Annotated in this window: 14 protein-coding genes and 1 rRNA gene; 11 read left to right on the plus strand and 4 right to left on the minus strand. The window is 42.3% G+C overall.

From position 1 onward, the window contains the following. The 6 genes from rrf to F909_RS12660 form a co-directional block, all read left to right on the plus strand. Nucleotides 1-87 (plus strand): 5S ribosomal RNA (gene rrf / locus F909_RS20515); the annotation flags it as partial. A gap of 182 nt (nt 88-269) precedes the next feature. Further along, on the plus strand, nt 270-611 hold the full coding sequence (locus F909_RS12680) for a hypothetical protein (protein WP_005149642.1): 342 nt from the start codon (nt 270-272) through the stop codon (nt 609-611). A gap of 54 nt (nt 612-665) precedes the next feature. Beyond that, nucleotides 666-1,058, plus strand: coding sequence for a putative signal transducing protein (locus F909_RS12675; protein ID WP_005149644.1), 393 nt, complete (start codon nt 666-668; stop codon nt 1,056-1,058). Nucleotides 1,059-1,145: 87 nt separating this feature from the next. Next, nucleotides 1,146-1,493, plus strand: a complete 348-nt coding sequence (locus tag F909_RS12670; protein WP_005149646.1) for a GFA family protein — start codon at nt 1,146-1,148, stop codon at nt 1,491-1,493. Nucleotides 1,494-1,515: 22 nt separating this feature from the next. Continuing rightward, the gene (locus F909_RS12665; RefSeq protein WP_005149647.1) at nt 1,516-2,079 is read left to right on the plus strand and encodes a DUF4256 domain-containing protein; all 564 of its coding nucleotides are present in this window, start codon (nt 1,516-1,518) and stop codon (nt 2,077-2,079) included. A gap of 131 nt (nt 2,080-2,210) precedes the next feature. After that, nucleotides 2,211-3,374: an acyl-CoA dehydrogenase family protein gene (locus F909_RS12660; protein ID WP_005149648.1), complete on the plus strand. Its 1,164-nt coding sequence runs from the start codon at nt 2,211-2,213 to the stop codon at nt 3,372-3,374. A 59-nt stretch (nt 3,375-3,433) separates the two neighbouring features. Here F909_RS12660 and F909_RS12655 read toward each other — a convergent pair whose 3' ends face one another. The 4 genes from F909_RS12655 to F909_RS12640 all read right to left on the minus strand — a co-directional run bounded on the left by F909_RS12655 (nt 3,434) and on the right by F909_RS12640 (nt 6,030). Further along, a complete protein-coding gene (locus tag F909_RS12655; protein ID WP_005149650.1) occupies nt 3,434-4,171 on the minus strand; it encodes a hypothetical protein in 738 nt (245 codons plus the stop codon). Between the two features lie 17 nt (nt 4,172-4,188). Further along, nucleotides 4,189-4,806 (minus strand): DUF6915 family protein, encoded by a 618-nt coding sequence (locus tag F909_RS12650; RefSeq protein ID WP_005149651.1) that lies wholly within the window; start codon nt 4,804-4,806, stop codon nt 4,189-4,191. 118 nt (nt 4,807-4,924) lie between these two features. Beyond that, a complete protein-coding gene (locus tag F909_RS12645) occupies nt 4,925-5,434 on the minus strand; it encodes a GNAT family N-acetyltransferase (RefSeq protein ID WP_005149653.1) in 510 nt (169 codons plus the stop codon). Continuing rightward, nucleotides 5,431-6,030 (minus strand): TetR/AcrR family transcriptional regulator, encoded by a 600-nt coding sequence (locus tag F909_RS12640; protein ID WP_005149660.1) that lies wholly within the window; start codon nt 6,028-6,030, stop codon nt 5,431-5,433. The genes F909_RS12645 and F909_RS12640 overlap by 4 nt, the downstream gene beginning before the upstream one ends. A gap of 195 nt (nt 6,031-6,225) precedes the next feature. On the opposite strand from F909_RS12640, the gene F909_RS12635 reads away from it, so the two are divergent. The 5 genes from F909_RS12635 to F909_RS12615 all read left to right on the plus strand — a co-directional run bounded on the left by F909_RS12635 (nt 6,226) and on the right by F909_RS12615 (nt 12,640). Further along, nucleotides 6,226-8,031, plus strand: a complete 1,806-nt coding sequence (locus F909_RS12635; RefSeq protein ID WP_005149662.1) for an acyclic terpene utilization AtuA family protein — start codon at nt 6,226-6,228, stop codon at nt 8,029-8,031. A gap of 14 nt (nt 8,032-8,045) precedes the next feature. Next, nucleotides 8,046-8,927, plus strand: a complete 882-nt coding sequence (locus F909_RS12630) for an SDR family oxidoreductase (protein WP_005149664.1) — start codon at nt 8,046-8,048, stop codon at nt 8,925-8,927. Between the two features lie 2 nt (nt 8,928-8,929). Beyond that, nucleotides 8,930-10,543 (plus strand): acyl-CoA carboxylase subunit beta, encoded by a 1,614-nt coding sequence (locus F909_RS12625; RefSeq protein ID WP_005149666.1) that lies wholly within the window; start codon nt 8,930-8,932, stop codon nt 10,541-10,543. A gap of 91 nt (nt 10,544-10,634) precedes the next feature. Next, on the plus strand, nt 10,635-11,795 hold the full coding sequence (locus tag F909_RS12620; RefSeq protein WP_005149668.1) for an acyl-CoA dehydrogenase family protein: 1,161 nt from the start codon (nt 10,635-10,637) through the stop codon (nt 11,793-11,795). Nucleotides 11,796-11,806: 11 nt separating this feature from the next. Further along, complete coding sequence (locus F909_RS12615; protein ID WP_005149669.1) at nt 11,807-12,640, plus strand: enoyl-CoA hydratase/isomerase family protein; 834 nt, start codon at nt 11,807-11,809, stop codon at nt 12,638-12,640. Nucleotides 12,641-12,676: the final 36 nt, after the last annotated feature.

Below are 12,676 nucleotides of genomic sequence, written 5' to 3' on the forward strand. Positions count from 1 at the left end.
CTGATCCCTTCCCGAACTCAGAAGTGAAACCTCTTAGCGCTGATGGTAGTGTGGCACTTGCCATGTGAGAGTAAGTCATCGCCAGCTTTTAAATTAGAAACACCCCCTAGCTAACGTTAGGGGGTGTTTTTTATCGTCATTGAAAATTATGTGAAGTAAAATTTGATGTTTTATATCCTGATCAAAATATTACTAAACAAGATAGAATTATCCTAAATAATCATCGTTATATGTTGTTGAATAAGAATAGTAAAATGGATGGAATTTAGATGACTAATCATAATTATTCTATTACTTCAGAAGAATTCGTACAAGAATTTAAAGATTTAAGAGATGAACTGATTCAGAGTTATTTTACTCTTGACTCCGATATATCACGGATTGCTTTATTGGAAAAGTCCGGAATGAATAGTGAGCAAATTAATTTAACGAAAAAAATTGTTTTAGAAGCTTTAACTGATGCGTTGTATACCATTTTACTCGGTCTTGATGGCTGCACATCAATTGGTCGGCATCAAATCATGTATAGGCTATTTGATGAGGAATCAAATGAACTGACTGGCAATATAGAATTGATAGCATGGGAAAAATTTCATAGCGAAAATACATAACAATGTATAGTTGAGAGAGTTTAAAATTCATTTTTATTCCTTTTAGGCATTCTTATGCAATGGGTTGTTGCTGAAACATATTCTTTTCCCTACGAAGCACAAATTGCTAAAACGCAATTGGAAGCCGCTGAAATTCCTGCCCATATTGAAAATGAACATACCATTAATATGGATTGGCTTTATTCCAATGCATTGGGTGGTGTTCGCTTGTTAGTTCCCGAAAGTTATTTGGAAGAGGCACAAGCATTACTGGCTCAAGATTTTAGTCAGGAATTAGAACAAGAGTTTGGTTTTAGTGAATGCTGTCCTAATTGCGGAAGCACAGATATAAAGCCTTATACAGAAGGGAAGCGGCCTGCATATTTTGTTTTCTTATTGCTGGGTTTTCCACTATTTTCATATAAACATGGAACCAAGTGCCAACAATGTCAACATTTCTGGAGTTGAGTTTGTATAAGCATTGATTAACAGAACCAGGTTTGAATTTATGAATGGCATCCTGTAAAAATAGATAGAAAATTAAAAGGAAAAAAGATGGACTTCAAAGGAAGTTGCCACTGTGGAAAAATATCCTTTGTGGCACAGGGAGAGTTAACCGAAGCTCTGTCATGTAATTATTCGATTTGCCAGAGAAAGGGTTCTTTATTGTGGTTCTTGCCTACGGATCAAGTCAATATCTCCGTTCAGGAGGACGCGTTAGCGAGCTATCGATTTAATAAACATGTGATTGACCATCATTTCTGTAATACCTGTGGTATTCATCCCTATGCAACTGGAATTGATCCCAAAGGCAAGCAGATGTATGCCATTAATATAAGGTGTATTGATGATCTTAATTTGGAAAGTATCAAGATTAATCATTTTGATGGACGTTCAGTGTGATCATAAAATCTAGAGTATAAAAATGAACAAGAATAAAAAGTTAGATTCAGAACAAGTTGCAGTGCTATTAGGCATATTAAAGGCGCGTTTTGAAAAAAATATGCATCGACATAAGAATTTAAATTGGGCTGATATTGAGGATCGGTTGCAGCAGCAGCCAGAAAAATTATGGTCGCTCAATCAAATGGAAGATACGGGTGGAGAGCCAGATGTGGTTTCATTGGATGTGAAAGCGTCAGAAATTATCTTTTATGATTGTGCTGTGGAAACGCCAAAAGGTCGTAGAAGCCTTTGTTATGATCGTGCGGCTTTAGAGATGCGTAAGGAACATAAACCTGAAAACAATGCAGTTGAGGTGGCAGACGCCATCGGGGTTGAGTTGCTAACAGAAGAAGAATATAGACAGTTACAGTCAGTTGAGCATTTTGATTTAAAAACCTCAAGTTGGGTCAAAACACCACAAGATGTGCGTAAATTGGGCGGTGCAATTTTTTGTGATAGTCGTTATGGTCGAGTCTTTACCTATCACAATGGTGCTCAATCTTATTATGCGACCCGTGGATTTCGTGGCCGATTAAAAATATAGTCTCGTTGTTTTATCTCACTTATGCAGTTTTTTAACTTTTAATTTTGCCAAGCGCTTGCTTGGTTTTTCTGGTTTTGCTACTTTAGTGCTCATTCAATAAACAATGATCAATAATTGCTAGGAAGCAGAATATGCACCTTAATCCTTTGTACTATAACGAGCAGCATCTTGAATTTTCCAAGAGTATCCGACGCTTCGTAGAAAAAGAGATTTCACCTTTTATCAATGAGTGGGATGAAAGTGAGACCTTTCCTAGAGAGCTTTATAAAAAAGCAGCAGATATTGGTTTGTTAGGATTAGGTTTTGAAGAACAATATGGAGGGGTCGCGGGAACAGATGCATTTTATACGCTGTTAGCTTCGATTGAGCTTGCAAAATGTGCATCGGGTGGTCTTAGTGCTTCTTTGCTGTCTCATACCATTGGTGCGCCTCCGATTCAGCACTTTGCAAATGAAGCGATTAAAGCTCAAGTGCTGCCTCAGATTTTATCGGGTGAAAAAATCTCGGCACTGGCAATTACTGAGCCAGGCGGTGGTTCAGATGTCGCTTCACTCAAAACCAAGGCTGTACGTGATGGTGATTATTTTCTGGTCAGTGGTGAAAAGACCTTTATCACCTCAGGGATACGAGCAGATTATTACTCGGTGGCAGTGCGTACTGATCCAAATGCCAAAGGGGCAAATGGTATATCCATGCTCCTGATTGATGCGCATAGTGAAGGGATCAGCAAAACCAAACTGGACAAAATGGGCTGGTGGGCATCAGATACCGCGCATTTACATTTTGACAATGTCAAAGTGCCTGCTAGCCATTTATTAGGTCCTGAAAATATGGGCTTTCTGGTGATTATGAATAACTTCAATATGGAGCGTTTTTTCCTTGCTGCCAGTAGTTATGGCTTTGCCCTGACTTGTTATGAAGAGGCACTGGATTGGGCACAGCAGCGTCAAACCTTTGGTAAGCGTCTAGTTGATCATCAGGTGATGCGTCATAAACTGGTTGATATGGCAACTCGATTGACTACAACCCGTGCTTTACTCGAGGATACGGCTTATCGTTTAGGTAAGCCCGAATTGCAGGGCAGTGAACTGATTGCCCAGATTTGTATGCTGAAGAATGTCGCCACTCAAACCATGCAATTCTGTGCAGATGCGGCTGTGCAGACCTTAGGTGGTATGGGCTTTATGCGTGGTACCAAGTCTGAACGAATCTATCGTGAAGTGAAGGTGAATATGATTGGTGGTGGCGCAGAAGAAATTATGAAAGATTTAATTAGTAAGCAGTTGGGCTATTAAATTCATTTCGTACCTCATTAAAAGTGCGGTTAAAACACCGCACTTTTTCATTTTGAAATTTATTCTAGTTCAGCTAATTCCTCTAAAGAAATTTGACGGATTTCAAAGATAGGTTGTTTTAGAAATGAATTCAGTGCTTTGATATCAATAAATTTTATGCTGTCGAGTGCAATACCTTCGATGCTATCTTTTTCGGCATCATAGCGAATATCTGCAGTTTTCTCGATAAATTGTTTAAATAACAATGGACTATCACTTAACTCTGCAAGAGGTTTATCCATCAAGGCTTCGAACTCATCGTCCATCGCATAAATATTGGATTCCCATGTAACATCACTAAAGTTCTCATCTTGGCTAGAAATAATGCTGCCAGTTTCATAGCCAGAAAAATAGTCTTCTTCTGAATTGATCCAAAGCACATAGCAGGGTTGTGTCGCATCGACTTCTATGAGTTGATACCAGACGATACCTGAAATTTTGGCAAATTCGAAAGCATCATCTTCATTCAGCTTTGGAATTTCACCATCTTCAATATCAAATTTTTTGCCCGTTTTTTCTAATACCAAAGCTTCAAGTTTTTCGTAGATTTCATCATCTACTTCGCCATTGCCGATGTCATAGTTACAGAGTTCATCATAATATAAGCCCTCAACAACTAATGCTTTGTATGCCTTTTCTGCTTCAGCTTTATCTGTATAAATCTTTTTGATTGCCCCAGTCGAAACGCAGTGGGTCAGATGCCATTCGTCATTATAAGCAAAGTCATTTTGACGAATCACGTATTGGATATTGCTCATTTTTATTTCCCCTTAAGTTAAGCAATTTTAGTTTTTAATTCTTGCAGCTTAGCTGCACTAGGCGGCACAGTCATGCCATTGTCCATCCAGAGTTCAAAACGCATCGGATTGAAAAAGAAATCGGGACGAATATCAAAATCAATAAATTTGGCTTCACCTTTTCCCATCATCGGAAGAATGGTATTGATAAACCAACTATTGTGGGTGATCAGTAACGACTTTAATTGTCCTGTCACCGATAAAGGAGAGAGCAGTGTTGCTGATAGCTTTGGATCATCAATCACGTCAGCGTGGAATTTCTCTAGGCGCTTTGCCAATCCATCTGTGGGGATATCCTGCATGGCTGCAACAAAATCCCCTAAAGTTGGAATAAAGCGGTGATGGAAATCAACCAATAAGTGATCTTTTTCACACAGGTCTTTCACTTCAATGCTATTTCCAGCACTATTTTCGAAGTGATGTCCAAAGATCGGAATAATGACTTCCTGAACACCCCAAAAGGTATGCAAGATACGATGGCGATTGTCGGTACACAACATTTTGGTGCTGTCGATTAGCGCATGAATATCAATATAATCTTCAAGCTCGCCCCCGCGACGTTTCACCGATATATTGGCATGTTGTACTGGATTCATTTTTACTAATTCTTATAATCATTTGATGTTTAACAACAATAACAGTTTTCTAATGAAACGAATATAGATGAGTAGACGTGAGCGATAAACTGTGTCGTGCTGAAATTGGAATTAAATTTTAAAAGGCTTGATATTTCTTATCTGTCCAATCCGAATTTAAAATTGCCCAACGTTCATGATCTTTCCATTCTTTTCCACCGACTCGTAGGTACTGGCGAGAGAAGCCTTCTTTCACAAAACCTGCATGTGCAACAAGGCGAATAGAGGGCAGATTGTCTGGTTGAATATTGGCTTCTAGTCGATGTAGATTGAGTGTTTGAAATACTTCTTTTAAAACCAGTTGTAGTCCATATCGCATATAGCCATATCCTGCATAAGGATAAAAGGCTTCATAGCCTAAATAGGCAGAATGGAAGTAACCACGAACAATATTCGATATATTAAAGGTGCCAACAATGGCATGATTTTCTGTTAAACAGACAAAATAACGGTGTTCTTGAGCGAGGTAGTGTTCAAAATCAGTCGGTGGATAGGTCCATGGTCGATGTAGATGAATACTATTTTGGTAGGCATGTTTGATTTCAGTTAAATCACTGAGTTGAGGCTTACGCAAATAGATAGCACTCATTTCACCGCCATTTCCCAAACCATGTCCGTCAATTCATCAATTTTGACTTTGCCTTCTGGCCGATACCACGTCACTGTCCAAGAAATCGAACCACCAAGTAAACGACGCCAGATAAAGGCATCATGTTTCACCTTGCCTTGAGCCCGTAATTTTTCAATCACATCCAACCAGACTTGCTCATATTCATTACGCATCTTCAAAAGATAGTCTTGTTTTTCTTTAGAAAGAGCAAACCATTCATGTACCAGTACAGCCATAGCCGCACCAGTATCACCAGCAATGGAAAGTAATTCGGCTTTGATCAAATGACGTAATTGCTGTTCAGGATCGGTTGAGCGTTCAGCCGCTTCTTTTAAGCGGGCAAAGTTATAAATGATGGTTTGTTCCATCACTGTCGCCAGAATTTCATCTTTACTTTTAAAATGATGAAACAGACTCCCAGATTGAATGCCAATAAATTCACCGAGTTGACGAACTGTGGTTTTATCATAACCCTGCTTATAAAATAGATAGGCTGCACCCTGCAATAAACGCCCACGAGGACTGTCATCAAAACAAACAATTTTGGGGATTTGTTCAATTGAAGTTGCGATCATGCCTATCCGTCTATCCTATTTAAGCTGAGGTACATTGTAACAAAATTCATTTCATGCATTGTCTTATCTTTTTATAACAAGCATTTGCTTTAATTTGACCGTTTTTGCCAATACAGCATAGCATTATGTACTTTACAAACCAAGCACTTGCTTGGTAATGTTAAGGCGTTTTTAGCAATAACAATGAGAAAGCGCATGACAAGTGTCAAACAGGATGACCAGAGGGTAGTGAAAATCGGGTGTGCATCAGGGTTCTGGGGCGATACCAATACCGCTGCTTTTCAGTTGGTACATCTAAGTGATATTGATTATCTGGTCTTTGATTATCTGTCAGAAATCACCATGTCGATTATGGCCAAGGCGATGATGATGGACCCAAGTCATGGTTATGCGCTGGATTTTGTCAGTCGAGTCATGGCACCACTGATCAATAAAATTGCTGAGAAAAAAATTAAAGTGATTAGTAATGCAGGTGGGGTAAATCCACTGGCTTGCCGTGATGCATTACAAAAAATCATTGATGAAAAGGGCTTAAATTTAAAAGTCGCAGTCGTACTGGGGGATGATGTATTACCAAAGCATGCTGAATTACTTACCCAAAATGTTCAGGAAATGTTTAATGGTGATGCCTTACCTGCACATGTTGCCAGTAGCAATGCCTATTTAGGCGCAGTTGCGATTCGCGATGCGCTCGATTTAGGGGCAGACATCGTGATTACAGGTCGTGTGGTTGATTCAGCCGTTGTGCTTGCACCCCTGTTGCACGAGTATAAATGGTCACTTGAGGATTATGACAAGCTGGCACAAGGCTCATTGGCAGGGCATGTCATTGAATGTGGTGCACAGTGTACAGGTGGAAACTTTACTGATTGGCGTCTAGTTCAAGGCTTTGACAATATGGGCTTTCCAATCGTTGAAGTGAGTGACGATGCTTCATTTATTGTGACCAAGCCGAAAGGGACAGGTGGCCTCGTTTCAACTGCGACCGTAGCAGAGCAGATCGTTTACGAAATTGGCAATCCACAAGCCTATCTTTTGCCTGATGTGACTGCTGATTTTAGCCAAGTTCATTTAGATCAAGTAGGCGAACATCGAGTCAAGGTGACAGGTGCAACAGGTCGTGCACCCACCCAGCAATATAAAGTCAGTGCGACCTACGCCGATGGTTATCGTGTTTTGGTCAGTTTCTTGATCGCAGGTCGTGAAGCACCAGAAAAAGCCCAAGTGATTGCCGATGCCATTCTGAATAAATGTGAACGCGTATTGGCGTTACGATCAGTCCCACCGTTTAGTGAAAAATCAGTCGAGATTCTCGGGGTTGAAAGTACTTATGGCACACATGCCCGAATCAAAGACAGCCGTGAAGTAGTGGTCAAAATCGCGGTCAAGCATCTGTTTAAAGAAGCTTGTATGTTCTTTGCTTCTGAAATTGCCCAAGCTTCAACAGGCATGGCACCTGCATTGGCAGGGATTGTCGGAGGCCGTCCTAAAGCATCGGCAGTGGTGAAATTATTTTCATTTTTGATTGATAAAGATCAATTAAAGGTAGAAGTCGATTTTGCAGGACAGCGTTATCCCGTACAGATTCCTACAGGGCAAGAGGTACCAGCTGTCGAGCTACATCCCGTCGGCGAAGTGGCAACCTATCAAGGTGATGAGGTTGAAGTACCGTTGATTGAGGTGGCACATGCACGCAGTGGCGATAAGGGCAATCATAGCAATATCGGGGTGATTGCACGTCAAGCGGAATATTTACCCTGGATTCGTGCGGCACTGACTGAAGCCAATGTTGCCGCGTATATGCAGCATGTTTTAGATCCAGAAAAATCAAAAGTGATTCGTTATGAATTACCTGAGATGCATGCGCTGAATTTCATGCTGGAAAATGCTTTAGGTGGTGGTGGGATTGCCAGCTTGAGAATCGATCCACAAGGCAAAGCCTTTGCACAGCAATTATTGGATATGCCGGTGAAAGTACCAGTACAACTGTTAGAAAAATAAGTAAGGATGTAAACATGGGTTATCAATCAATTTTCAGGGCAGATGCATTTGCTGACAAAGTCATTATCGTGACAGGTGGTGGCTCTGGTATTGGCCGTTGTACGGCACATGAATTGGCATCCTTAGGTGCGCAAGTCGTGATTACAGGGCGAAAAGTTGAAAAACTGGAAAAGGTTAGCCAAGAAATTCTGGAGGATGGGGGCAAAGTCCATTTTATTGTCTGTGACAATCGTGATGAAGAACAAGTTAAAAACATGATTGCTGAAGTGCTGGAAAAATTCGGCAAACTCGATGGTTTAGTGAATAACGCAGGTGGGCAATTTCCTTCTGCACTTGAGAATATTTCTGCCAATGGTTTTGATGCTGTGGTCCGTAATAACTTGCATTCAACCTTCTACTTGATGCGCGAAGCTTATAATCAATGGATGGCAAAGTATGGCGGCAGTATTGTTAATATGACTGCCGATATGTGGGGTGGTATGCCGGGTATGGGGCATTCAGGCGCAGCACGTTCAGGTGTAGATAACCTCACTAAAACTGCTTCGGTTGAATGGGGCAAATCAGGTGTGCGTGTTAACGCGGTTGCACCAGGTTGGATTATTTCTTCGGGAATGGACAACTATAGTGGTGATTTTGCCAAAGTGATTATTCCGAGTTTAGCGAGTAATGTTCCATTAAAGCGTATGGGCACCGAGTCGGAAATCTCTTCCGCGATTTGTTATTTACTTTCCGATGCCGCTGCTTTTGTGTCAGGAGTGACACTGCGCATTGATGGGGCTGCTTCACAAGGTACACGTATGTATCCATTGGCAGATGCAACCAACAATGAAGCCTTTAATGGTTTCCATCGTGCGTTTATTCCTGACATTTTCAAAAATATCGCTGATGGAGAATAAAGATGAGTATTCTCCAATCTGAGATTGCAGTGGGTGGTGAGCAATATGAGCAGAATAGAGCGGCTTTATTAACGCAGTTGGCTGAAGTTCGTGCCGTGCAACAAAAAAGCATTGATAAATCTTATGCGGCAAAACCCAAGTTTGATAAGAAAGGCAAAATCTTGCCCCATGAGCGTATTCGCTTACTATTAGATGCGGATTCACCTTTTGTCGAGCTGTGTGGTCTAGTGGGCTACAATATGCATGATGATAAAGATGGCTCCGAGGCAGGTGGTGGGGTGATCGCAGGGATTGGTTTTGTCAGTGGTGTACGTGCGCTGGTCTCTGCCAGTAACAGTGCGATCAAAGGTGGCACTATGTCACCGATGGGGGTACATAAAACCCTCCGCCTGCAAAAGATCGCATTAGAGCAAAAGCTGCCAATGGTGACCTTGACTGAAAGTGGCGGGGCTAACCTGAACTATGCGGCTGAAGTGTTTACCTATGGCGGTATGACCTTTGCCAATCAGGCACGATTGTCTGCTGCGGGGATTCCACAAGTCGCGGTGGTACATGGTAATGCAACCGCTGGAGGTGCTTATCAACCGGGTTTGTCTGATTATGTGATTGCAGTACGCAAACAGACTGAAATGCTATTGGCAGGGCCACCATTGTTATTGGCGGCAACAGGTGAGGTTGCAACGGCAGAAGAGCTGGGTGGTGCGGAAATGCATACTCAAGTTTCAGGTGTAGCTGAATATCTTGCTGAAAATGATGCCGATGGTATTCGTTTGGCACGTGAGATTTTTGAGCATCTGAACTGGAAAGAACAAACTGCGCAATCGAATCAGAATTATAAAGAACCGCGTTATTCTCCCGAAGAGTTGTTAGGTATTATTCCGCAAGATCCAAAGCAACCTTTTGATATGAAAGAAATCATTGCACGGATCATTGATGATTCAGACTTTCTGGAATTTAAACAGGAATATGATGCTTTAACGGTCTGTGGCTGGGCAAAGGTGGGGGGGCTGCATATCGGCGTCATTACCAATAATGGCCCGATCACGCCGCAGGGGGCAGCCAAAGCAGCGCAATTTATTCATCTGTGTGAACAGACCCAACGTCCACTCTTATTCTTGCACAACACCACCGGTTTTATGGTCGGAACCGATGCAGAACAGAACGGCATTATTAAGCATGGTTCTAAACTGATTCAGGCAGTTGCGAATGCGACGGTACCAAAAATCTCAATCGTGGTTGCGGGTTCCTATGGGGCAGGCAACTATGCGATGTGTGGACGCAGTTTGTCTCCGCAATTTATCTTTGCATGGCCAAATTCGCATGTGGCAGTGATGGGCGCAGCGCAAGCAGGCAAGGTATTGCGTATCGTGGCTGAAGGTAAACAAAAAGTATCAGGAATGGAACCGAATCCGCAGATGCTGGATTTCTTAGAACAAAGTACAGCAATCAAACTGGAACAGCAGTCGACCGCTTTATTCAATACCGCAATGCTCCATGACGATGGGATTATCGATCCGAGAGATACCCGAAAAGTACTGATTTTCTTATTACAAACCATTTTTGAAGCACAACAACGTGAGTTAAATCCAACACGATTTGGTGTGTCGAGATTTTAAGAAATCTCCCCTGAGGAACATCGTTCCGTAAGCCTTTTTGAAAAGGGAGGTTGGGAGGGATTTACGAGATTAAATTTAAGGAACAAAAACAATGAAATTTACCGCAGAACATGATGCTTTACGCCGCACCACACGCCAGTTTGTGGAAAATGAATTGAATCCCTTTATTCCAAAATGGGAAGAAGCGGGACGCTTTCCGATTCATGACGTATTTAAGAAAATGGGGGATTTAGGTTTATTGGGGATTTGCAAGCCAGAGGAAAATGGTGGTTTAGGGCTCGACTATTCTTATAACCTTGTGGTTGCAGAGGAACTCGGACGTGCTGCTTGTGGTGGTGTCCCCCTCGCGATTGGCGTACAAACTGATATGGCAACGCCAGCATTGGCACGCTTTGGTAGCAGAGAGTTGCGAGATGAATTTTTAGACCCTGCCATTCGTGGTGAATATGTCGCATCGATTGCTGTATCTGAAGTGCATGCGGGTTCTGATGTGGCAGCCATTAAAACGACTGCAAAAAAAGATGGCGATGACTATGTAATTAACGGCAGCAAGATGTGGATCACCAACTCACTACAAGCAGATTTCTTCTGTTTACTTGCCAATACCTCTGATGACAAGCCACATGTCAACAAATCCATGATTATTGTCCCAGCTAAGACCCCAGGGATTAGTTTCTCTGAACCCTTAAATAAACTGGGCATGCGTTCAACCACCACGGCACAGGTTTATTTCGACAATGTTCGTGTACCGCAACGCAACCTTGTTGGTGCTGAAGGCATGGGCTTTATGATGCAAATGATGCAGTTCCAAGAAGAGCGAATGTGGGCCTGTGCCAATGCAGTGGGCGGGATGGAAAAAGTCATTCAGCAAACTATTGATTATGCCAAAGAGCGCACTACTTTTGGTCAGCCCTTAATTCATAACCAATATGTACATTTCCGTTTTGCTGAGTTGATGACCGAAGTGGAAGCATTACGGGCATTAACTTATCAAGCCTGTGAACAGCATATCGCAGGTGAGAATGTCACCATGATGGCCTCAATGGCGAAGCTGAAAGCCGGGCGCTTGAGCCGTGAAGTGGCAGATAGCTGTCTGCAATATTGGGGTGGCAATGGCTTTATGTGGGATAACCCTGCTTCGCAACTGTTCCGTGATGGGCGTCTAGGTTCAATTGGCGGTGGTGCAGATGAAATCATGTTGGGGATTATCTGTAAGCTCATGGATATTCTGCCTAAAAAGCAGAAAAACTAGGAGACGAAAAGATGGTGCTTTCAACTTCTCTTGCAGACTTGAATATTGATGACAGCATTGAACTCGAGCAACAGGGTAGCATTTTGACTCTATGGCTGAATCGTCCTGAAAGCCGTAATGCCATGAGCTTGAATATGGTCACTGCCATTCAACAGGTGTTTAGCCAGATTGCCGATGATTCATCAATTCGCGCTGTCATTCTCAGAGGTAAGGGTGGGCATTTCTGCGCGGGCGGTGACATTAAAGATATGGCGAGCTTACGTGTTGAAGCTGCGAATACAGGCAGTTTGCAACCTTATGTCGATTTTAACCGTCGTTTTGGTGCCATGATTGAACAGGTTGATCAAGCACCGCAAACCGTTGTGGTGGTTTTGGAAGGTGCAGTACTCGGTGGTGGTTTTGGTCTGGCCTGTGTTTCAGATATTGCCATCAGCCGTGATACCGCTCAGTTTGGTCTGCCAGAAACAGGTTTGGGCATCTTACCTGCGCAAATTGCACCTTTCGTGGTAAAGCGTATCGGCCTGACTCAAGCGCGCCGTTTGGCTTTATTAGGTCTACGTTTTGATGGTCATGCTGCTTTGAGTTTAGGTGTGATTCATCAGTTGGCGCAGAATGACGCTGAAATAGATCTACAGCTTGCTGAGACGATTCAACAGATTAAACGTGCTGCACCTTTGGCTTCTCGTGTCACCAAAGCCTTATTACATCGAACGCTCAATGAACCTTTAAACTCTTTGTTGGATGATGCCGCACAACAATTTGCACAAGCAGTCGGTGGTGCAGAAGGGCAAGAAGGAACGATGGCTTTTATTCAAAAACGTTTGCCAAACTGGACTGAATTGTAAAAGAGCAAAGTATGGCTTTGCATACTGTATTGGTCA

Source organism: Acinetobacter sp. ANC 3929, from assembly GCF_000369405.1.
Classification (GTDB): Bacteria; Pseudomonadota; Gammaproteobacteria; order Pseudomonadales; family Moraxellaceae; genus Acinetobacter.